This is a genomic window from Paenibacillus solisilvae, assembly GCF_042656405.1.
GTDB classification, from domain to species: domain Bacteria; phylum Bacillota; class Bacilli; order Paenibacillales; family Paenibacillaceae; genus Paenibacillus_Z; species Paenibacillus_Z solisilvae.
The window spans coordinates 15,892-37,562 of the sequence record NZ_JBHSOW010000117.1; the positions used below are offsets into that span (position 1 = coordinate 15,892).

Annotated in this window: 23 protein-coding genes and 1 tRNA gene; 3 read left to right on the plus strand and 21 right to left on the minus strand. The window is 46.7% G+C overall.

Annotated elements, in window-relative coordinates; genetic code table 11:
* Positions 1-154 precede the first annotated feature (154 nt).
* The 7 genes from dnaB to ACFPYJ_RS29515 form a co-directional block, all read right to left on the minus strand.
* On the minus strand, positions 155-1,516 hold the full coding sequence (gene dnaB, locus ACFPYJ_RS29485) for a replicative DNA helicase (RefSeq protein WP_379191832.1): 1,362 nt from the start codon (positions 1,514-1,516) through the stop codon (positions 155-157).
* A gap of 32 nt (positions 1,517-1,548) precedes the next feature.
* Positions 1,549-1,992 carry a 50S ribosomal protein L9 gene (gene rplI, locus ACFPYJ_RS29490; protein WP_379191833.1) on the minus strand — a complete coding sequence of 148 codons (444 nt, stop codon included), beginning with the start codon at positions 1,990-1,992 and terminating at the stop codon, positions 1,549-1,551.
* The gene (locus ACFPYJ_RS29495) at positions 1,989-3,950 is read right to left on the minus strand and encodes a DHH family phosphoesterase (protein WP_379191834.1); all 1,962 of its coding nucleotides are present in this window, start codon (positions 3,948-3,950) and stop codon (positions 1,989-1,991) included. The genes rplI and ACFPYJ_RS29495 overlap by 4 nt, the downstream gene beginning before the upstream one ends.
* Before the next feature lie 20 nt (positions 3,951-3,970).
* Entirely contained in the window at positions 3,971-4,873 is a 903-nt protein-coding gene (locus ACFPYJ_RS29500; RefSeq protein WP_379191835.1) for a DUF2232 domain-containing protein, read from the minus strand.
* Positions 4,874-5,009: 136 nt separating this feature from the next.
* Positions 5,010-7,046 carry an amidohydrolase family protein gene (locus ACFPYJ_RS29505; protein ID WP_379191836.1) on the minus strand — a complete coding sequence of 679 codons (2,037 nt, stop codon included), beginning with the start codon at positions 7,044-7,046 and terminating at the stop codon, positions 5,010-5,012.
* A 129-nt stretch (positions 7,047-7,175) separates the two neighbouring features.
* Complete coding sequence (locus tag ACFPYJ_RS29510) at positions 7,176-7,616, minus strand: CBS domain-containing protein (protein ID WP_379191837.1); 441 nt, start codon at positions 7,614-7,616, stop codon at positions 7,176-7,178.
* A gap of 79 nt (positions 7,617-7,695) precedes the next feature.
* A complete protein-coding gene (locus tag ACFPYJ_RS29515) occupies positions 7,696-8,790 on the minus strand; it encodes an LCP family protein (protein ID WP_379191838.1) in 1,095 nt (364 codons plus the stop codon).
* 211 nt (positions 8,791-9,001) lie between these two features.
* Here ACFPYJ_RS29515 and ACFPYJ_RS29520 point away from each other — a divergent pair, with 211 nt between their 5' ends.
* A complete protein-coding gene (locus tag ACFPYJ_RS29520) occupies positions 9,002-9,355 on the plus strand; it encodes a DUF4870 domain-containing protein (RefSeq protein WP_379191839.1) in 354 nt (117 codons plus the stop codon).
* A 111-nt stretch (positions 9,356-9,466) separates the two neighbouring features.
* Here the strand turns inward: ACFPYJ_RS29520 and rpsR are convergent, their stop codons facing one another.
* Genes rpsR through rpsF form a run of 3 tightly spaced genes read right to left on the minus strand, consistent with a single transcriptional unit; the run spans position 9,467 to position 10,609 of the window.
* The gene (rpsR, locus tag ACFPYJ_RS29525) at positions 9,467-9,745 is read right to left on the minus strand and encodes a 30S ribosomal protein S18 (RefSeq protein ID WP_220351009.1); all 279 of its coding nucleotides are present in this window, start codon (positions 9,743-9,745) and stop codon (positions 9,467-9,469) included.
* A gap of 18 nt (positions 9,746-9,763) precedes the next feature.
* Positions 9,764-10,282 carry a single-stranded DNA-binding protein gene (gene ssb / locus ACFPYJ_RS29530; protein ID WP_379191840.1) on the minus strand — a complete coding sequence of 173 codons (519 nt, stop codon included), beginning with the start codon at positions 10,280-10,282 and terminating at the stop codon, positions 9,764-9,766.
* Between the two features lie 42 nt (positions 10,283-10,324).
* Entirely contained in the window at positions 10,325-10,609 is a 285-nt protein-coding gene (gene rpsF, locus ACFPYJ_RS29535) for a 30S ribosomal protein S6 (protein ID WP_379191841.1), read from the minus strand.
* A gap of 243 nt (positions 10,610-10,852) precedes the next feature.
* Between rpsF and ACFPYJ_RS29540 the strand changes: the two genes are divergently transcribed.
* On the plus strand, positions 10,853-11,032 hold the full coding sequence (locus ACFPYJ_RS29540) for a YjzC family protein (RefSeq protein WP_379191842.1): 180 nt from the start codon (positions 10,853-10,855) through the stop codon (positions 11,030-11,032).
* 392 nt (positions 11,033-11,424) lie between these two features.
* Here the strand turns inward: ACFPYJ_RS29540 and ACFPYJ_RS29545 are convergent.
* The 3 genes from ACFPYJ_RS29545 to ACFPYJ_RS29555 all read right to left on the minus strand — a co-directional run bounded on the left by ACFPYJ_RS29545 (position 11,425) and on the right by ACFPYJ_RS29555 (position 12,096).
* Positions 11,425-11,515: transfer RNA gene (locus ACFPYJ_RS29545), tRNA-Ser, on the minus strand.
* 92 nt (positions 11,516-11,607) lie between these two features.
* A complete protein-coding gene (locus ACFPYJ_RS29550) occupies positions 11,608-11,823 on the minus strand; it encodes a DUF951 domain-containing protein (RefSeq protein WP_379191843.1) in 216 nt (71 codons plus the stop codon).
* Between the two features lie 33 nt (positions 11,824-11,856).
* Positions 11,857-12,096: a putative Se/S carrier protein gene (locus ACFPYJ_RS29555; RefSeq protein ID WP_379191844.1), complete on the minus strand. Its 240-nt coding sequence runs from the start codon at positions 12,094-12,096 to the stop codon at positions 11,857-11,859.
* 151 nt (positions 12,097-12,247) lie between these two features.
* On the opposite strand from ACFPYJ_RS29555, the gene yyaC reads away from it, so the two are divergent.
* Positions 12,248-12,841 carry a spore protease YyaC gene (gene yyaC, locus ACFPYJ_RS29560; RefSeq protein ID WP_379191845.1) on the plus strand — a complete coding sequence of 198 codons (594 nt, stop codon included), beginning with the start codon at positions 12,248-12,250 and terminating at the stop codon, positions 12,839-12,841.
* On the opposite strand, the gene ACFPYJ_RS29565 is transcribed toward yyaC, so the two are convergent.
* The 8 genes from ACFPYJ_RS29565 to mnmE form a co-directional block, all read right to left on the minus strand.
* Positions 12,816-13,307, minus strand: a complete 492-nt coding sequence (locus ACFPYJ_RS29565; protein ID WP_379191846.1) for a DUF4446 family protein — start codon at positions 13,305-13,307, stop codon at positions 12,816-12,818. The genes yyaC and ACFPYJ_RS29565 overlap by 26 nt on opposite strands.
* Before the next feature lie 28 nt (positions 13,308-13,335).
* The gene (locus ACFPYJ_RS29570) at positions 13,336-14,502 is read right to left on the minus strand and encodes an aminotransferase class V-fold PLP-dependent enzyme (protein ID WP_379191847.1); all 1,167 of its coding nucleotides are present in this window, start codon (positions 14,500-14,502) and stop codon (positions 13,336-13,338) included.
* 373 nt (positions 14,503-14,875) lie between these two features.
* Positions 14,876-15,724 (minus strand): ParB/RepB/Spo0J family partition protein, encoded by an 849-nt coding sequence (locus tag ACFPYJ_RS29575; protein WP_379191848.1) that lies wholly within the window; start codon positions 15,722-15,724, stop codon positions 14,876-14,878.
* The gene (locus ACFPYJ_RS29580; protein ID WP_379191849.1) at positions 15,705-16,478 is read right to left on the minus strand and encodes a ParA family protein; all 774 of its coding nucleotides are present in this window, start codon (positions 16,476-16,478) and stop codon (positions 15,705-15,707) included. The genes ACFPYJ_RS29575 and ACFPYJ_RS29580 overlap by 20 nt, the downstream gene beginning before the upstream one ends.
* A gap of 166 nt (positions 16,479-16,644) precedes the next feature.
* Positions 16,645-17,463 (minus strand): nucleoid occlusion protein, encoded by an 819-nt coding sequence (gene noc, locus ACFPYJ_RS29585; RefSeq protein WP_379191850.1) that lies wholly within the window; start codon positions 17,461-17,463, stop codon positions 16,645-16,647.
* 159 nt (positions 17,464-17,622) lie between these two features.
* The gene (gene rsmG / locus ACFPYJ_RS29590; protein WP_379191851.1) at positions 17,623-18,345 is read right to left on the minus strand and encodes a 16S rRNA (guanine(527)-N(7))-methyltransferase RsmG; all 723 of its coding nucleotides are present in this window, start codon (positions 18,343-18,345) and stop codon (positions 17,623-17,625) included.
* Positions 18,346-18,350: 5 nt separating this feature from the next.
* Positions 18,351-20,240 carry a tRNA uridine-5-carboxymethylaminomethyl(34) synthesis enzyme MnmG gene (gene mnmG, locus ACFPYJ_RS29595; RefSeq protein ID WP_379191852.1) on the minus strand — a complete coding sequence of 630 codons (1,890 nt, stop codon included), beginning with the start codon at positions 20,238-20,240 and terminating at the stop codon, positions 18,351-18,353.
* 42 nt (positions 20,241-20,282) lie between these two features.
* Positions 20,283-21,662, minus strand: coding sequence for a tRNA uridine-5-carboxymethylaminomethyl(34) synthesis GTPase MnmE (gene mnmE / locus ACFPYJ_RS29600; protein ID WP_379191865.1), 1,380 nt, complete (start codon positions 21,660-21,662; stop codon positions 20,283-20,285).
* Positions 21,663-21,671 lie beyond the last annotated feature (9 nt).

A 21,671-nucleotide genomic window follows, 5' to 3' on the forward strand; every position in this document is an offset into this window, starting at 1 on the left:
CATGTTTTGCGCACAACCAAAATGACTGCCAGTCTCAGGCAGCATTATTAGTTTAGCAGTGTGACTCGTTAAAGTCAACGAAAAACGAACAATTGTACAGTTCCCTATACAATTGTTCGGAATTAGCTTATCAATGTGATGCATATATCTTGTTTTATGAAGCTTGTCCTGGCTCTTGGTGCTGCCGGTCCAAGCCCACAAATTTATTAAAGTTCTTCAGGAAAGCCAGCTCCACCGTACCTACGGGACCATTCCGCTGTTTGGCGATAATAATCTCGATGATGTTCTTCTTCTCGGATTCCTTATCATAATAATCATCCCGGTATAAGAACGCTACGATGTCGGCATCCTGCTCAATGGATCCTGATTCCCGAAGGTCAGACATCATCGGCCGCTTGTCCTGCCGCTGCTCAACGCCCCGGCTGAGCTGCGACAGTGCGATAACCGGCACCTCAAGCTCACGGGCGATTTGTTTCAATGTACGGGATATTTCAGATACTTCCTGCTGACGGTTCTCGCCCGCTTTGCCGCGTCCTTGGATGAGCTGCAAATAATCGATCAGAATCATGCCAAGTCCGCGTTCCTTCTTGAGCCGCCTGCATTTGGCCCGAATATCCGATACCGTGATACCCGGCGTATCATCAATATAAATTTGCGCTTCAGACAGCGATCCAATCGCCATCGTTAGCTTTTCCCAATCATCGCCCTCTAAATACCCTGTTCTAAGTCTGCCGGCATCTACATTGGATTCCGCGCAGATCATCCGCTGAACCAGCTGCGCAGCCGACATCTCAAGGCTGAAGATCGCAACGGTCTCCCGTGCGCGAACGCCGACATTCTGAGCAATGTTAAGGGCAAATGCGGTCTTACCAACAGAAGGACGGGCCGCAACGATAATAAGGTCATTTCGTTGAAAGCCCGCCGTCATTTTGTCGAGATCCGTGAACCCGGAAGGAATACCCGTCGTTCCGCCCTTCTGCGAATACAGCAGCTCAACCTTCTCGAATACCTCCATCAGCACATCGCGAATAGAGATAAAGCCGCTGCTGGAACGGCGGTTGGAGAGCTCCATAATACGCTGCTCCGCTTCACCCAGCAGAATGCCGACATCATCCTCAGCCGCATATCCATTTGAAACAATATTGGTAGCTGTCCGGATTAACCGTCGCAGCATGGACTTCTCTTCTACAATTTGCGCGTAATAATCTACGTTAGCAGCCGTAGGAACGGAATTGGCCAGCCTCGCCAGATAGCTGACCCCTCCGATTTCCTCCAGCTGATGCCGGTCCTGCAGGTAAGCCGTCAACGTCACCAAATCGATTGGCTGACTGGCTTCTCCGAGCTCCACCATCGCTTCAAAGATAAGCTGATGCGCCGGATTATAGAAATCCTCGTCGCGAAGCCGTTCCATCGACGTAATTAACGCTTCCGTCTGCAGCAGTATTGCACCCAGCACCGCTTGTTCAGCTTCAATATTCTGCGGGGGCACACGGTCAAACATCAGCTCATTGCTCATGGTTCGTATGGCTCCTTCTCTTTATATCCAATTTATTCCTCAGCTGCCTGTACACGAAGCTTCGCTTTCACTTCGGGATGAAGCTTAAGCATGACTTCCGTTACACCAAGCGTACGGATCGGTTCTTCCAGCTCAAGCTTGCGCTTGTCGACTTTATGTCCTTGCGACTCTAATGCCTCTGCAATTTGTTTGCTCGTAATCGCTCCGAACAGCTTGCCGCCTTCACCTGCTTTCGTCTTTACGACGATCGTCATCGCTTCAAGGCGTTCCGCAAGCGCCTTCGCATCTTCTTTCTCCTTCGCCTTGCGTTTAAGCTCAGCGGCGCTTTGTACTTCAAGCGTCTTCAGGTTACCGTCCGATGCCAGCTTCGCCAGCCCCTTCGGAAGCAGGAAATTACGTACATACCCCTCGGATACCTCTTTCACTTCACCCTTCTTGCCTTGCCCTTTAACATCCTGCAAAAAGATTACTTTCATTCGAATAACCCCTCTTCATTCTCAATTTCCTGCAGCACCTGCTTGAGGCGCTGGGCCACTTCGGTTACTGTACCTTCCTGCTGGGCAGCGGCATTGGTTAGATGTCCGCCCCCTCCCATTCGCTCCATCACGATCTGGACGTTCATATGTCCAAGCGAACGGGCGCTGATTCCAATTAAACCGTCCAAACGCTCACCGATAACGAACGACGCAAGGACATCCGTCATATTCAGCAGCGTATCGGCAGACTGTGCAATGAGCAGCTGTGAATACTGCCGTCCCTGTTCCGTAACGGCTATTGCAATATGCTCATAGACGATCTCCGCATGTTTGATGATGTCCGCTTTCTTGATGTATTCCGCGAGATCTTCCTTCAGCATCCGCTGGATCAGCATCGAATCTGCACCATTGCGGCGCAGGAACGAGGCAGCCTCGAACGTACGCGAGCCGGTACGGAGCGAGAAGCTCTTCGTATCAACCGTTATCCCCGCAAGCAGCGCGGTTGACTCCCTTACATCCAGCATAATGCGATCATGGATATATTGGAGCAGCTCTGTCACTAATTCACATGTGGATGATGCATATGGCTCCATATACACAAGGATCGCGTTGTTGATAAACTCTTCACCGCGGCGATGGTGATCCACAACGACGATTTTCTCCGTCTGCGCAATCAGCTTCGGTTCTTTGACCATGGAGACTTTATGCGTGTCGACAACAACGGCAAGGGTCCCTGATCCAATGATTCCCAGCGCATGCTCCGGCGTTACAAAACGTTTGGTGAACCGCTCATCTTCTTTGAGCATCTCCATCATTTTCTGGATGGCCGGATTAATTCCCTCTAAGACGATAAAAGCTTCTTTATTGAAGACAAGTGCAGCCTTTAATATGCCGATGGCCGCGCCGATCGAATCCATATCCGGCATCTTATGACCCATAATGACTACATTGTCGCTTTCTTTAATCAGATCACGAAGCGCATGTGCAACGACCCTTGCCCTTACCCGCGTCCGTTTCTCTACCGCATTGGACTTGCCGCCGTAGAAAGATTGCCTCTGTCCGACTTTGACCGCCGCCTGATCTCCACCTCTTCCAAGCGCGAAATCAAGACTGGTCTGAACCCAATGGCCGAGCTCTACAATGCTCTCCGCACCTGCAGCAAACCCGATACTGAGCGTCATGGGAATTTTGTTCTCCCCGGTCATCTCCCGAACCTCATCTAGAATAACGAAACGAGAGAGCTCCAGCTGCTTCAGTGTCTTCTGGTCGGTAATCACCATATACCGGTCCGAGGTTAATCGCTTCAGGTAGACGTGGAATTTACTTGCCCACTCCGTAATTTCGGCGGTAGCCTTGGACATCAGCGTTGCGCGCTGCTGGTCATCCATTCCCTGCGTCACTTCTTCGAGATTGTCCATCATGACAATCCCAAGCGCCAGCTTCTCATCCTCATAACGCTTTGCAAGCTGCCAGCGGTGAGTGATATTGCGAACATACACGAGCCGCTCATCGAAACGGAACATCAGCTCATACATCGAATTGCCGATAGCCGCCTCGATTGTCCCTTCCCGCTCCTTCGCCTGTGACAGCGTAGGGAACAAGTCGTATAGAGACTCCCCGACAACGGAATCCTTCTCGAGCATATGAGTGACGAATGCATTATGCCATTCAACGGTCTTTTCCTCATTGTACAAAATAATACCGAATGGCAAGTCGCTGATAACCTCGTTGCCGGCTTTTTTCACACGATAAGACAAGGTTCCGAGATAAGACTTCAAATCACGCCGGAAAGACCGCTCCGCCAAGACGGAGTACAGCCCCACGCCGCCGGATAATACCAATCCGAGCAGCCCCAGCTTCCATTCATACGAAGCTAACGTAACCGTCAGCAGAATCATCAGCACGAATGCCCATAAATGGTGCATACCGTGCCATCGTTTTACGAGAAACTTTGGCATCTACTCACTCGCCCCTGTGATCAAGGTTTCTTAAACGCTTTTCGAATCGGAAAGCCTGCATCTATAACACCGATCAAGCTAAGCGGTGGGAAAATAGCCACTAAAGCGCATAAAAAAAATGGTACAGCCCGATTCCATTTGCGCTGATCTGCAATGTAGAAGAAGAAGCCCATAGCCTGAATCGAAAAAGCTAGCCGCATGAGCGGAACTAAGTTCAGCAGCATAACCGTCAGAAACGAATTACCATTGTCCGGAGTGGCCATATCGACCATGAGAGCGATCAAATAATAAAAGACGAAAATGCGCGGCAGCATCCAATCCTTCGCTGGCTGAAGGCCTGGAACGGATAATCGCATCGACCTAAGAATAGGTCTTGCAATTGCATGTGCTACAACAGCCAACAAAAAAGAAACCGTAATGAACGCCATCGGAATCGAATGAATCAGCACTTGGATGTAATTGTCCGTGAATTCCGCTGACAGACTATCCATCAACAATCCCTGCGAATTAAGGTTGTCGACCGTTTGACGAACCAGCTTTCTGATTTCGCTCAGCAGCGACATATTGAACAAGAGATCGAACATGACGAGCTCCAGCAGCATTTGTGCCAGAAATACTAAAAGAGTAGCCGTCAAAACCTTACGCGCTGGCGTTTGTTTGCGGTATAAATGACCCATTACAATGGACGGAACTAAGAAGAACAGTCCGATTATTAGAGCCGGCGGTCCAAGCACCACCATCGCTATGCCGTATACGCCAAGCATATGCAGTGTAAATGCCCGTTTAGAAAGCGTTGTGTACAAAATAACCATGGGCACCAACATGACGAATGCGGTAATCGCATTCAACAATGGCACTGCGATTGACAGCAGCAGCAGGAGTGCAGCGCCACTCCACAAAATAGATTTAACTCCGGTCTTCAAACCGTTCACCTCTTGCTCAAGTTACTCTTATCATAGCTAAGCTTTACTCCCCATTATAACACAAAACACCGGACAACACAGAATTGGAGTTGTCCGGTGGATAGCCGCTTGCCCATCAGTATCATGCTGCTTCAGATTATTGGATGGTCCATACATCTCCGTCATTCTCTGCATCCAACCCAATTGCTTTGAAGTAGGAGACCGGTACGAATGCACGTTTACCGATGGATAAAACGGCTGTGGACTGGTCTTTAGCCTTAGCCGCGTAACCCCGCTCCAGCATAAGCTCTCCTTTGCTTGGTGCTTTGGCCGGACTAACCGCTGCCTGATCTGACGAAGCCCTGCCTTTCTCTATGCTGTACGTATTGGCAGCCTTGTCCCACTTCACCGCATAACCATGTTCTTGCAACGACATCAAGTCCACATAGGTGGCACTGTTATAGCTAACCAGCGGATAGCTCTTATCCGCCCACTGCAGGTTTCCAGCCAGTTCAGCTACACGGTCAAAATGACTGCGGATCGGTTCTCCGACTCGTACCTTCTTGTTCAGCTTCCCATCGTCCAGAGCCACTTGACCGGCGAGCAGCACATATTGAATGCCTGCCGACATCAGATCCGGATGCTCAACCGTTGATCGGTCATTAATCGTGTTGTAATCGAACAGCACAATATCCGCATCCATCCCTTTAGCGAGCCGGGCTTTCTTCTTAAGTGCAGGCGCCTGCTTCTCAAGCCGCTGTGCAGGAAGCAAGCTAAGCTTTGCAATCCCGTCCATCAGAGACATCACCTTCTGATCCCGGACATACAAGCCGATCGTTCTTGCGAACGTACCGGATGCCCGCGGATGATTATTGAATCCCGGCTCAAGAATCGCATCACTGCCGATCATGACATAAGGCTCCTTGAAAGCTTCCACAACTGCCTCCGGCGGAATCGCATAAGCAACCGCAAGCTTGCCTTCCTTTTGATACATCGAGAAGGTTTCTTTATTCAGCCTTTCTGTCGTTCCGGCGATTTGCAGATCATGATAGGTGATCCGGAATCGCTCCTGCCAGCCTGTATCGAAACGGGCTGAGTTCAAATACGTACCCCAGTAATCGTATGGATAGGTACAAGCTGTAATATCAAAGCCCTTCGCTCTGGCTGCATCAATAATCGCCAGCGCCTCCGGCATGGAGAATGTTCCGCCCGTACTGTTAATGTGGTCAATATGTACCGCTGCGCCTGTTTTCTCCGCATAATCAACGAGCTCTTGCGTTCCTTCCAGCTCGGTTCCAGGCTCGCTCGCATCGGAGTAACGTCCATGGAAATACACAGGCACGTTGTACTCTTCAGCAAGCTCCATGAGCGGTAAAATCTCGGCCGCTTCAATACCCGGCACATACTCGAGGCTGAATGAAATCCCGAGCGCTCCATCATTCAGCGCCTTCTCTGCCTGCTTCTTCAGCTCCGCAATCTGGCTGGCATTCGCTGCATCATACCGGCTCAGCTTAAACTGATTGCGGGCTTGTGTATAGAAGTAGGACGCTCCGAAGTTAACCGGCGTCTCATTGCGTTCATAATAGCTGTACCATTTGCCCGGTGAAGATGTCCCCCCGTGCATGGCAATATTCGACGTTACGCCATCGCCGATTTTCTGCCAAACGCCGAGCGGGTTAGGGTCGTACGACAGATTATCAATAAAACCTGGTGCTGCGACGAGCCCTTTCGCATCGATTACTCGTTTACCCTGAAGCGGTTTTGCGGTTACAACACCGATCGTTCCCCCGCTGATTCCGATATTTAAGCCGTCTTGATCGAGCTTCGTCTCCGGATTAATGACACGTCCCCCAGCAATGACAATATCATATGTTTTTGCAAGATCCGCATCGGTCACACCTGCTTCAAGCAGCTCTGCCGGCGATTGCTGCTGATTATCTTGGTGCCCGCTGCCTGTTTCATCTGGATCTCCTGCACCGCTGCCTTCGCCGGATGTATCATTACCCTCGTTGATTGTTCCCCCAGTGCCTGTCCCCTCTGTTTGCTCAGGCTTCTTGCCAGGAACCGTTTCATCGGATTGATATAAACCGTACACCAAATATCCGCCTACAATTAGAACGACCAAGAAACCGATTGCCATTAATACGCGAGACGGACCCTTCCTGCCGGATCTTCTTCTCTGACTCCTGCTCATTGTTCTCCTACCTCCTGCGCATAAAAAAGCGTCATCCAGAGGATGACGCCTTTACGAATCTGAAGATTCTTCCAACTGTTACCTATATCCTACTATGCTTCTGGCATGAGCGCAAACCTCACCCGGTCACTACCCGGTAGCCATCTCCGTGTCAATTGCTGTTCCGCCGCTTACGATCATTTGCTCGCAATAATCGATAATATCACTCCGCCTGACGATGCCGATAAACCGGTTCATATCATCAACAACAGGTACAAAGTTCTGTACCTTCGCTAAAGAAACCAAATCCACCATGTTCGCATCGATACGAACCGCCTGATTATTCAGCCGCATTTGTACGTCCGACAGCCTCACCTTGTTGGCATGTTCAAACGACACACTCGGATTGTTTTTCATGAACCACAGCAGATCGCCTTCGGTAAGGGTACCGGCATATCCGCCCGTTTTATCCAGAATAGGCACCGCCGTATAACGATGATGTTCCATTCGCTCGAGTGTCTGGCGCAGCGTTGCATCCAGAGTCAGCCAAATGACCTCTTGCTTAGGTAATAAGAAAAAAGCAATATTCAATGATTTCGCCCACTTTCGTTCTTCTAAGTCCCTAGCAGACTTAAGGAGGCACTAAGTAACGGGCCCCGGCCATAGACCGTTAGTTCTTGCTCCTGACTGCTTCCGATGTCGCCGACAGCGACTCCACCGGCTTTTTGTCCTTCACTTGGTATTCCTCCGGCAAAGGCAGCTCCGCCTTTGTTTTGGCAGGATCCAACCAAGCCTTGATCAATTGCTGTGTAGCTGCCAAATCCTCTTCATCGGCAAAATAATACCATGCGCCATGGTTCTCTTTACGATGGCCGTTCCCTTTGAGGGTATGGCTGTAAATTGTTCTGTTGCCTGCTTGGAGCATGCTTTTTGCCAGATCAATCATATGCTCCGGTGTAAGATCCGTGCTGAAATTTTGGCCCATCGTGTCCATTAAATCCGGAATTTTGGCCCATTGGCCCACTTGAGAAGCTTTGTTCATAATGGCATTCAGAAAAACCTGATGACGTCCTGCCCGGCTTGTATCGCCGCCTGCATCTTCCCGGTAGCGCACATAATTAAGCGCATCCTTACCATTGTACAAATCTTGGCCGGCCTTCACGACGAATTTCTCATGATCAGCATCATCATTTACCAGGTCTTCCGTAATTGGCAGTGAAATGCCGCCCATGGCATCAATCACATCACGGAAGCCTTGGAAGTTTATTGTAGCATAATGATCAATACGCGAGTCAAACAAATTCTCGACTGTTTCCACGGACATTTTCGCACCGCCAAAAGCATAGGCATGCGTTATTTTGTCTTCCCATTGTTTTCCTGATTTTGTCTCTTTACCGATGATTGCCGTGTACGTATCCCGCGGAATCGATATCATTAGAATCGCTCCGTCAATGGGTCTAACCACTGTATAAATCATCGTATCCGAACGGCCGATTTCCTTGTCACGCTGGTCGACGCCAAGCAGCAGCAACGAGAAAGGGTCTTCTTTCTTATAGACGACCGGCGTTGTTACACGGCCTTCAAGCGGCTTGTATGAATTCTGGAGCTTCTTCTCTACGTTATCCGACAGAAAAAAATCAAAGCCCCACAGCGCCAAAGCGGAGCGGTTATAATAACCAGCAATACCTGCGACAACAACAAGAACTAGTATCGATAACAACCACTTTTTTCTTCGCGATGATGGCTGCCCTGCTGATTTTTCCATAATGATAAAGCCCTCTCCTATTCTCCTTTATCTACTTACACCGTTCTCTTCTATTTTAAACGATTGCCTATATCCGAAAGTTACAAATCATTAACGATTTTATGATGACAAATTCGGGCAATGTTTACAACTCTTTATTTTCCAGGGTCTGCATACATCTGTTTAAATTAGAATACATAAAAAGAGAATCTATTGGAAAGGGTGAATAAGAATGTCATCATCATCATTCGATCCAGAACCGTCATCAACCGGGATTGACCCTAAAGTTGCAGGTCTGCTCTGCTACCTAGGCATGTTCATTACCGGGTTTCTTTTTCTTGTCCTTGAGAAGAAAAGCCGCTTCGTTAAGTTTCATGCGATGCAATCCATCATCGTAACGGTCGTTCTGGTCGTTATTAATATTGTGCTCGGGTTTATCCCGATTATCGGCTGGCTTCTTGGATTAATATTGTCACCTCTGACATTTGTACTCTGGATTGTGTTAATGCTGTTTGCTCTGCAGGGCAAATGGTTCAAACTACCAATAATCGGCGATTACGCGGAACAGCAGGCCAATAAATTCTAATTCCATATCCTTACTCAAAAGCCGTCTTGGCCAAAGGTGGCTTTTTGTGTTTCTCGGGGGATTACTTATAAAAAAAGAGCAGCCTTTCGGCTGCTCTTCTCTTCATGCAATCTATTCCGTTGTGTAAGGCAGAAGCGCTACTTGACGCGAACGCTTGATGGAGATTGTCAGTAGACGTTGGTACTTCGCGCTTGTTCCTGTTACACGACGTGGCAAGATTTTACCGCGTTCGCTGATAAATTTACGAAGCAGGTCCGTATCTTTATAGTCAATGTGTGTAATTTTGTTAGCTGTGAAGTAACATACTTTACGGCGCTTGTTACGGCCTTTACGACCGCCGAATTTGCGTTCTGGACGCTCGTCGCCGCCATCTCTTTGCTTAAAGCTCATGTTCATCCGTCCTTTCGATTAAAATGGCAAATCATCTTCCGATATGTCGATCGGGCGTCCGTCATCTGAGAACGGATCACGATTGTCGTTCTTCTGTGAGCCTCCTGAACGGCTGCCTCCACCTTGTGAACCGCCGCCGTAGCCGCCTTGGTTTCCACCTTGGCCACCGCTAAATCCACTGCTTCCTTCTTCACGTGAGCCACCGCTATCACGGTTACCGGATTCCAAGAAACGAACGTTGTCTGCAATGACTTCCGTCACATAGACGCGCTTACCTTCGTTGTTCTCATAATTCCGAACCTGGATGCGGCCTTCAACAGCTGTCAAACGGCCCTTGCGCAAATAGTTCGCACATGTTTCTGCTAGTTGACGCCAAGTGACAATCGGGATAAAATCCGCTTCTCGTTCACCTTGGCCGCCGCTTGTAAACGGTCGATCCACCGCAAGTGTAAATTGCGTTACCGCAACACCTGCTGGCGTATAACGCATTTCAGGGTCCTTCGTTAATCTACCTATGAGAATAACGCGGTTCAACATCGTTTTCGCCTCCAATCAGACAATCCTTGCGCTTATTTAAGACTAAGCTACGTCTTTGACGATCAAGAAACGGATAATTTCATCCGTAATTTTCATGACGCGGTCAAGTTCAGCTACAACTTCTGGAGTTGCATTGAAATGTACCAGTACGTAAATACCGTCACGAATCTTGTTGATCTCATACGCAAGGCGGCGTTTACCCATCACATCATGCTTCGTGACTTCTCCGCCGTTTCCGATGATGCCTTGGAACTTGTCAGTCAGTGCTTGAACTGCCTCTTGTTCCACGTCCGGACGAATAATGTACATTATTTCATATTTGCGCATTTGTTTCACCTCCTCTTGGACTAGCGGCCCCCATCACTGGGAGCAAGGAGCGAGATTTACTCGCATACCACATACCTGAATACTATACCAAATACTATAGGCTCCTGGCAAGTAGCGATTAGATATTGGCAAATTTGCTACTCCCTCATTCTTCCGCTCATCATCTCTCCCTCAAAGTCGCACACTAAGCACCGGACTATTCTTTGTCCAAACATTATTGTTGCGAAGGAGATGCAGCCAGCTATGGGTGAATGGACTGAATTCAGACCCGGCGATCGTGCGCCGAATGACGGGACCTATATTGAGATTGGTGAAGCTTCTTTCCACATGGGAGTTAATCATCCAAAGAAGGTATCCCTTCATAAAGGTGAACAATTCCCCGCGACCTCAAACAAAGATCGCAAGTGGAAACGAATGCATTAAAATTTTTTTTTCATGATGAATAGCTTCAGCAATAGTTGTGCATTATAATTCGTGACGGTGAAAAGAGAGGTGTGGTTCCATTGAACCGTATGGAGCAAGAACCGCAAAGTGATTCTGTCCACTCAGCATAGAAGCGGAGGGATGTGCCAAAGACTATTGTCTGTAACACACGCACACTGGATAAAAACCGGTGAACCGAGGTTTTCTAACAAAAGCTTGTAGTGATGACTAATTACGTTTCGATTAACCACCGTCGGAAAAGGGCTCGCAAGAGCCCTTTTTTCATTTGCTTTTTTCGATACGCTGCCAATATAACGATTCGGTTTCATTCCCTATTTTTTTGGAGACAACAAAAAAACGGTTCCTTATAGGACCGTTCCAGTAATTAAGTATGGCGGAGAGAGTGGGATTCGAACCCACGCACGCTTTGACACGCCTAACTGATTTCGAGTCAGCCCCCTTGGGCCTCTTGGGTACCTCTCCATTGTGTCAGCAAAAATTATTTTATCATGGTGCCTGTTCGATTGCAAGTGTCTTATCCTAAAAATTAAACCAGCCTCTGCTTTTATTCGAGACTATTCTTCTCCCCCTGCATCTGCACTTCCAGACCGCAGCACTTTCTTCATGTTTTTCTCAAATTTCGCCCGCGGAATCAATACACTATGCTTACAGCCCACGCATTTGATCCGAATATCCATGCCCATCCGGATAATCTCCATTTCGTTTGTCCCGCAAGGATGCTGCTTCTTCATCTGTACAATATCGCCGAGCTCAAATTGTTTTCTCTCCATGGCCTCTACTCCCCCTCTTCTCCTCTACCTCATTTAGATAAAGACCTGCTCGAATCCCTCTTCACCTTCGCGGAACAATCCTCGAATCTCGACATGCTCGTTGGCAATAACCGTCTTCACGACTAGCAGATCATCCTCCGGAAAATGAATCGATAGTGCGCAGCCTGCCGTTATTCCTTTGGGGGTCGGACAGATGTCTATATCAATATCCGCATATTCTAATAGCATCTCTGCACGAAGGGCCTGCTGGGTAGAGTCGAAAGCAATCAGCATCGTTCTCCCTCCTTCCTTATGAATATTCATTATTTCCCCTCACGTTCAAGTATAAAATGGTTGTCCCATCCATATACTAGTAACCAGTAGTAATTGAGAGCCGTTTCTATGACCTGTGTTGTTGTGAGTAGAGATTGCGGGAGGGGAATCTATGAAACTATCTGGAGTGAAGGATTCATCGCTTAAAGTGCCTTACACCGATCCAAATATCACTAACCTGCTTATTAACCGCCTATCTTACTTACTCGACAGCTTGCCCAAGGAACGCCAAATCATTGTCGTTTGTGTAGGGACCGACCGTTCTACAGGTGATTCCCTCGGCCCTCTAGTCGGTACATCTCTTAGTAAATACCGCAGCCCTTATTTCGAGCTGTATGGAACACTTGAAGAACCTGTTCACGCCATGAATTTAGATGATACGTTAATTGATATCAATAAGTATTACCGTAAGCCCTTTATAATCGGAATTGATGCTTGCCTCGGCCAAACATCCAGCGTCGGCTGTATTCAAGTGGGTACAGGACCTGTTCGTCCCGGTGCCGGTGTCAATAAGGATCTTCCTCCTGTTGGTGACATTCATATTACGGGAATCGTCAACGTCGGCGGATTTATGGAATATTTCGTTTTGCAAAACACTCGCCTGCATCTCGTCATGCGTATGTCAGAGATCATCGCTCAGAGTCTGCACGCTGCAATTGCCAGAAGCATTCGCTCCTCTTCTATTTCGATCGCGCAGCCTGAGTGATTGCTTCTTTTTCTTCTGGAGTTAGCGTGTATTGCGACTCTCCTTGTTTCACAGGTTTCGCATATACGAAGGTTTGATCCCGGCTATGCAGTCCGCTCAAGACCATTCCATCTTCTTGATCATCCACTACGGCAATCGAGAAGCTAAGATCATTCCCTTTTTCTGCGAATGCATTATAACGAAGAAAACCGACATTTCCTTTTTTGTTCTTCATTCTCTCAGCTATTGCTTCAACGCTGAGTTTTAGCTTCTCATGACTTGCTTCCCGCTGGCTGATTCGTTCCTTCATCGAAATGATAATCTGCTCTAAATCTTCCACACCAGTTCCATTCATAAACTCATTAAAGTTTTGTTTGATCCTTTTCAACCTGTTTCCAAGCACAAAACTTCTGATGAATAAAATAATAACGGCCGCTGCCAGTCCTACCGTTAACCAATCTGCAGGACGTTGTAAGAATTGATCCATTGTTTGATTCCGCTCCCCTATAAACCCATTAGCTGTAGTGTTGTTTGATTTCCTTCACGGCATTGATTAGGGTGTCTACCTCGGACTCCGTTGTAAAGCAGCCCACGCTTGCCCTAACTGCTCCAGTCTCCAATGTGCCTGCAGTCCCATGCGCAAGCGGTGTACAATGAAATCCTGACCGAACAGCGATTTTATAATGCTGATCCAGAATAAAAGCGGTCTCCGATGGATCTGCTCCATCAATGATAAATGAAACAATTCCTGTTCTGGATCGGCCTAACGCAGGTCCAAGGATCCGAACTCCATTTACTGCACTTAAGCCCTCCATTAACCTCTGGGTAAGCATCCATTCTCTAGTATGGATTTTTTGAATCGTCTCATGCAGCACATGCTGTATCCCTGCTTTTAATCCAGCAATCCCTGGCGTATTCTGCGTGCCTGCCTCATACCGGTCGGGTCTCACCGTCGGCTGCTCGACCGACTCCGATTGACTGCCCGTACCGCCGTGCATGAGAGGCATCAGTTCTACATCAGGGTGAATATATAACCCCCCTGTGCCCTGCGGCCCTAACAGCCCTTTATGACCCGGAAACGCCAACATGTCGATCCCCATCGCTTCCACATCAATATCAACAAGTCCTGCCGTTTGTGCAGCATCTACGAGAAGCTTTATACCTCTTTTTCGTGTAATCTCTCCAATTGCGGCAATATCAATTATCGAGCCAAGCAAGTTCGAGCTGTGGTTTACCACCACTAATTTTGTTTTTGCTTGAATAGATCGTTCCAATTGTTTAACATTCATTTCACCTGTTGCGCCAAGTTCAACATATGTAACCTCAACCGATAGCGCTCGTTTTAAATATTCTAACGGTCGTCTCACGGAATTATGCTCAATTGCTGTCGCAATCACATGATCACCCGGCTGGAGCAACCCCTTAATAGCCATATTAAGGGCCATCGTCGTATTTAATGCGAAAGCAATATCATTGGGATTGTGAATCCGAAAAAGCTTCGCAAGGCTTTTTCGCGTATCAAACAGCACCCTGCTTGCCCGTACTGCCATTTGGTGGCTTCCTCTCCCAGGGTTTGCCGCATCCTGCTCCATTGCTCTTACAACTGCTTCTATAACCTCAGGGGGTTTAGGCCAGGACGTTGCTGCATGGTCTAAATAGATAATTGATTCCGCTTCTGCCATTCCCACACTTACCTCCTTATCAACCACAATCCTGCTCGGTTCTTTTTTCCTCTTCCGAGCTTCCCTTGGCTCTTCCTTGACTCTTCCTAAGCTCTTTCTCAACTTTTCCCTATCATTTCTACAGCTTGCCCTGGTTCTTTCAAAGCTCCTCCACAGCTTTCCTCAATTCGTCTTACCGCTTCCATAACTCTTCCTTCACATGTTCCAGATAATATCCCATTCGACATTATGTTAGTATCGCCAATGCGCCTTTCTTTTCCCCGCAATGAGACAACCTTTATCTTCCTAATGTTAATAATAGCACACTCGATCGGCATCTATAACGAAGATAACCGTTCAAGTATGCTATAGATGAATCAGTTATGATTAATCATTACGCAAACTGCTGCAGCAGTTCCAACAGTCTTTCAAGATCCTGTTTATTATAATACATCAGTTCAATTCTTCCCTTATCTTTCTGCTGTTTAATCTTCACAGTCGTTTTAAACTGGCCTCTTAATGTTTCTTCGATTTCTTCAATGTAAGGATCACGTTTCTTAGAAGTCGGTTTCGTCTTCAATGGAACCTGCTGATCCAGCTTTTGAATGGCTTCTTCTAAATCCCTTACGCTCCACTCATTAGTTATCGCATGTTCAGCCAACTCTTTTTTGCGAGTATCATCTTTCACACCTACCAATGCCCTTGCATGTCCCATCGATAATGTTCCACGTGAAACATTATCTTTTATTTGATCCGGCAATGTTAACAGCCGAAGAAAGTTCGCTATATGTGATCTTGATTTTCCAACCTTCATAGAAAGCTCTTCTTGTGTTAAATCAAACTTATCCATTAATGCTTGGTACGCAACTGACAGCTCAATCGCATTCAAATCTTCACGCTGTAAATTTTCAATTAGCGCGATTTCCATAACCTGTTGATCAGAGAAGTTTCTAATTACTGCAGGTATTGTATCACTGCCGCATAACTGGGATGCCCGGAAACGCCGCTCCCCTGCAATAATTTCATAACCCTTTAGAACAGTTCGAACAATAATCGGTTGGATAACTCCATGCTGCTTAATTGATTCTGCAAGCTCTTTAATTGCATCATCATCGAATGTTTTACGTGGCTGATATGGGTTTGGTCTAAGTTGAGTTAACGGGATTTCCGTGACTTTGTCGTCTTCATTAACAGAAAGCGACGGGATCAGCGCATCAAGACCTCTACCTAGCCGCTTGCTCATACATAATCACTTCCTTCGCGAGTTCAAGGTAAACCTCGGCCCCTTTAGATCTAGGATCATAGGTAATAATCGATTGTCCGTGTGAAGGGGCTTCACTTAGACGAACATTACGAGGGATTATCGTTTGATAAACCTTTTGCTGAAAATATTTTTTAACCTCTTCAATGACTTGAATACCTAAGTTCGTTCTAGCATCAAACATCGTCAGCAGTACCCCTTCTATCTGAAGGCTGGTATTCAGATGTTTCTGAACAAGTCTAACTGTATTCAAAAGCTGGCTCAACCCTTCAAGCGCATAATACTCACATTGAATCGGTATAATTACAGAATCAGATGCCGTAAGAGAATTAATCGTCAATATGCCAAGAGACGGCGGGCAATCAATTAAGACATAATCATATTGATTTTTAACTAAGGAAAGTGCCTTTTTCAATCGCAACTCACGAGAGATCGTTGGTACAAGCTCAATTTCTGCTCCAGCAAGCTGAATCGTTGCAGGAATAATATTTAGTCCTTCAATTTTAGTAGCTACTGTCGCATCATTAGGATGAACATCATTAATAAGCACATCATATATACAATAGGCAGCGTCCGCCTTGTTTATTCCAATGCCGCTCGTCGTATTCCCTTGGGGATCTATATCAACTAGAAGCACCTTTTTACCTAACGAGGCTAGACAGGCTCCTAAATTGACGGACGTTGTCGTTTTTCCGACACCGCCCTTCTGGTTCGTAATCGCTATCGTTTTGGACAAACCATTCACCTCTACGTAGATAACTTGTTGATGCGGTAAACCTCAAAAGTTCACCGCCGGATAGCAACGGTGAGCACTAAGAACATTTACTATATTTGAATACAGAAACGACGATGCCGTCCTAATTCCAGGACGGCTCTTCATCGGATATATTTTTGAATTAAGGTTAACGCTTAGGAATTTTAATGACAATCTCGTAATGATCCTCGTAGTCCTGTTCTTTTGTCTTGATTTGCAGCCCTGACCCTGAAACCATATCGATTGACTGCCGGATCGTGTTTAATGCAAGTCGAACGTCCTTTGTAAACGAAATGCGTTTAGACTTTGCCGGTGCTGTCGCTTCTTTAAAGAAAGCTACACGCGATTCTGTCTGCTTCACATTCAGTTCTTTTGTAATGATATCCTCGAGAACCTTCTCTTGCAGTTCTTCACTATCGAGTGATAATAATGCTCTAGCGTGACGCTCTGTTATTTTACGCTCCATAAGCGCATTTTTAACGGTATCGCCAAGACCAAGCAATCGGATCTTATTTGCAATTGTGGATTGACTCTTACCGAGCCGCTGCGCCAGACTCTCTTGAGTCAAATTATGAAGGTCAATCAACTTTTGATAAGCAAAAGCTTCCTCAATAGCCGTCAAGCCTTCACGCTGCAAATTTTCGATGAGTGCAATTGAAGCTGCTTGTGAATCATTAAACTCACGTATGATAGCCGGAATCGTCTCCAGCCCTAGTTTCTTAACCGCCCGATATCGACGTTCCCCCGCAATAATTTCAAAGCGGCCGTTGCGTACCCGAACGACGATAGGCTGAATAACACCATGCGTCTTAATCGTTTGACTCAGTTCATCAATGCGATCATCATCAAATACGGTACGGGGTTGGTAAGGACTCGGATCAACCTCGCTTAACGTAAGTTGTTTCACTTCATCTTGATTGCTTTTATGATCACTAAGACCAAATAGTCGTGAAAATTGTTCTTTCATCGCGTCAACTACCACCCGATTTCAAAGTGCCGAGGATTGTCGTCTTTATTAATTCGTCGGCTTTAAGTTGATTTCCTGCTTGACTTAAAGATAATGTGTGTTAAAACACAAAAGAATTGTTTCACGTGGAACAATCAACACGGACGATTTTCAACCAAGCTATACTATCGGCTGCTTTAGAGGAAGGCCGGCCTTCCTTGGATATTTACTCGGTGTTCCATTTAACTTTTCTATTAAGATAAGATGTCGATCTGATTGCTCGAAGGGTAACTTTAGATGATGAGAAGATAACCATTTTGCTTTCAATTCAGTCATGCTGCGTTTTGATTCCAAAAGCTCTTCTTCAGGATCCGCACCCTTCATTGCTGCAAATATGCCTTTGCTTTGAACAAATGGGAGACAGAGCTCATTTAACGCCGCAAGCCTAGCTACTGCCCGTGCGGTAACAAGATCATAACGATCTCGATGTTCAGGAAGTCTAGCAATATCTTCCGCACGCCCATGTACACAAGTGACATTCTCCAACCCAAGCCGAGTAACAACATGTTGGAGAAATTGAATACGTTTGTTCAATGAATCAACGATCGTTAGTTGAAGATGCGGAAAACAAATTTTAAGCGGAATACTTGGAAAACCCGCCCCAGATCCGATGTCTGCAAGCTTCAGTACATCATTTATGTCTTTAACGAAGGAAAGAGAAACGGAATCAAAAAAATGTTTCTCATATACCGCCTCTCTCTCCGTGATGCCCGTTAAATTCATTTTCTCATTCCACTCAACCAATAAACAAAAATACATATCGAATTGTTTAAGCTGCTTATCCGACAGCTCTATACTATGTTCACGAAGCAAACGAGAAAACCATTCTTCTGTTTCATTCATTTTATTTACCCCCGTGCTGCAACGACCCGATTATAATGTTCCAAGTAAACAAGCAGGATTGAAATGTCAGCAGGGGTTACACCGCCAATACGTGATGCTTGACCGATCGATAACGGACGAATATTCGATAACTTTTGTTTAGCCTCCATAGCCAAGCTATGAACTGCGTTGTAGTCGATATCCTCCGGTATCCGTTTTTTCTCCATCTTGCTAAGTCTCTCCACCTGAATAAGCTGCTTCTCAATATATCCTGCATACTTAATTTGTATCTCTACCTGCTCCTTCATTTCCTCTGTCAAAGGTTCTGGAGATGGAGCAACGGCATCGACGAAAGCGTAAGTAATTTCAGGACGGCGAAGCAGTGAGAGTGCGTCGGTAGTTGTTTGAATTGCTGTTGAGTTCGATTCTGCAAGTAGTGCTTGAACCTCTTCATCCGGACGCACCTTAACTGTTTTTAGACGTTCGATTTCTTGTTCAACCAGCTCTTTCTTGCGCATGAACTTCACATGTCTTGCTTCCGGTATAAGTCCAATCTCATAACCGGTTGGAGTTAAACGCAGATCAGCATTGTCATGACGGAGCAGCAGACGATATTCAGCTCTCGAAGTCAGAAGTCGATAAGGCTCAGAAGTTCCTTTTGTCACAAGATCATCGATAAGAACTCCAATATAACCCTGTGAACGATCTATAATTACGGGAGTCTTGCCTTGCACCTTACGGGCGGCATTAATCCCTGCCATAACACCCTGACCGGCAGCTTCCTCATAACCAGACGTCCCGTTGATTTGACCTGCAGTGAAAAGTCCAGGCAGCAGCTTCGTCTCAAGCGACGGCCATAACTGAGTTGGAACAACAGCATCATACTCAATCGCATAGCCCGTGCGCATCATTTCAACTTTTTCCAAACCTGGAATAGAACGGAGAATGTCTAATTGCACATCCTCAGGCATACTTGTCGAAAGTCCTTGTACATAATACTCCGAAGTATTCTTACCTTCTGGCTCCAAGAAAATCTGATGTTTCGGTTTATCCGCAAAACGGACAATTTTATCTTCAATAGAAGGACAGTACCTCGGACCCGTACCTTCAATTGCACCGGAGAACATGGGAGCACGATGCAAATTATCGTTAATGATCTTATGCGTTTCCTCTGATGTATACGTGAGCCAGCATGGAAGCTGTTCATTGTCCGAATGCTCAGTGTCATATGAGAAAAATTTTGGTTTCTCATCGCCCGGTTGGATTTCGGTTTTGCTAAAATCAATCGTATCCCCGTGCACCCGCGGCGGTGTGCCTGTTTTGAAACGAACCAACTCAAAGCCATGCGCCTTCAAGCTTGCCGAAAGCTTAATGGACGGCTGTTGATTGTTCGGTCCGCTCTCATACATCAGTTCGCCCATAATCACTTTTCCGCGCAGATACGTACCGGTTGTCACAACGATCGAGGTAGCACGATATTCCGCCCCCGTTTTCGTAACAACACCAACACAAACTCCATCCTCAACAATTAAATCCTCAGCCATCCCCTGACGCAGTGTTAAATGTTCGGTAGCCTCAATGGTCTGCTTCATTAAATGTTGATACATGAATTTATCAGCCTGTGCACGCAAAGCATGAACAGCAGGACCTTTACCTGTATTGAGCATTCTCATTTGAATAAAGGTTTTATCGATGTTCCGACCCATTTCTCCGCCTAATGCATCAATCTCCCGAACGACATGCCCTTTTGCCGGACCGCCAATCGAAGGATTACATGGCATAAAAGCAACCATATCCAAATTAATCGTAAGTAAAAGCGTCTCACACCCCATACGTGCCGCAGCTAATGCAGCCTCACATCCAGCATGACCCGCTCCAATAACAATGACATCAAATTTCCCTGCAACATATCCCATCTGCTATCCCTCCTTACCTTATCTCAACTCATTAATTTATCTTTATTTACCCAAACAGAATTGGGAGAAAATTTGATCAAGCAGCGATTCAGATACCGAATCTCCTATTAATTCACCAAGCAGCTCCCAGGCGGTTCTTACATCAATTTGCACAATATCAATCGGAATCCCCATATCCGTTGCCTCCACAGCATCAGCAAGCGACTGCAGCGTATGACCAAGAAGCGTAATATGTCGAACGTTGCTGACATAAGTCAGATCGGCAGTCTCCAGTTCACCACTGAAGAACATCCGGCTGATGACGCCCTCCAGCACATCAAGACCGGTTTCCTGAAGCACACTCAAACGTACGATAGAATCAGCTGCAAAAACCGACTCCAGTTCAGCAATTTCAAGCACTGTGGGTAAGTCCGTTTTGTTAAGCAAAATAACCACTCGTCGATCGCGCAGCTGCTCCATCAGCAAACGGTCATCAGGATGAAGGGGCTCATTCACATTCAAGACGAACAAGATCAGATCTGCTTCCTCAAGTGCAGACCTGGATCGCTCTACCCCAATTCGTTCGACAACATCCGAGGTTTCGCGTATTCCTGCAGTATCCAGCAGCCTAAGCGGAATACCGCCAAGGGTCACATATTCTTCAATGACATCGCGCGTCGTACCCGGAATATCGGTAACAATAGCTTTATTCTCCTGCACTAACGCATTAAGCAGCGAGGATTTCCCGACGTTTGGACGACCCACGATAGCCGTTACGATGCCTTCTCTTAATATTTTCCCTTCGCGCGCGGTTTTTAACAGTTTGTTAATTTCCGCTTCCGCTTCCTTACAGCGTTCTTTGATAAAGGCGCTTGTCATATCGGCTACATCATGCTCAGGATAATCAATGTTGACCTCAATATGAGCAAGCAGCTCAATTAGTGTATGCCTCAGCGCTTTCACGCGTTTAGACAGCGCCCCCTCGGACTGTTTCATCGCAATCGAGAACGCACGGTCGGACTTTGATCGAATCAAATCAATGACCGCTTCCGCCTGGGTTAAGTCGATTCTGCCATTAAGAAAAGCTCTCTTCGTAAACTCCCCAGGTTCCGCAATTCTTACAGTACCCTCACGCAGCAGCAGCTCAAGCACACGCTTCACAGCGACAACACCGCCGTGCGTACTAAGTTCTACTACATCCTCAGCCGTAAAAGAGCGCGGCCCGCGCATGATCGTTAATATGATTTCTTCAACTGTATCTCCCGTTTTAGGGTCCACAATATGACCATAATGCACGGTATGGGATTCAGCTTCCGTTATTTTCGATTTGGAACGAAACAATTTTGCCGACTCACCTACTGCATCCGGTCCACTTACCCGGATAACGGCAATGCCGCCCTCTCCGACAGCAGTCGAGATGGCGGCAATTGTATCATGGTTCATCATGTGTTT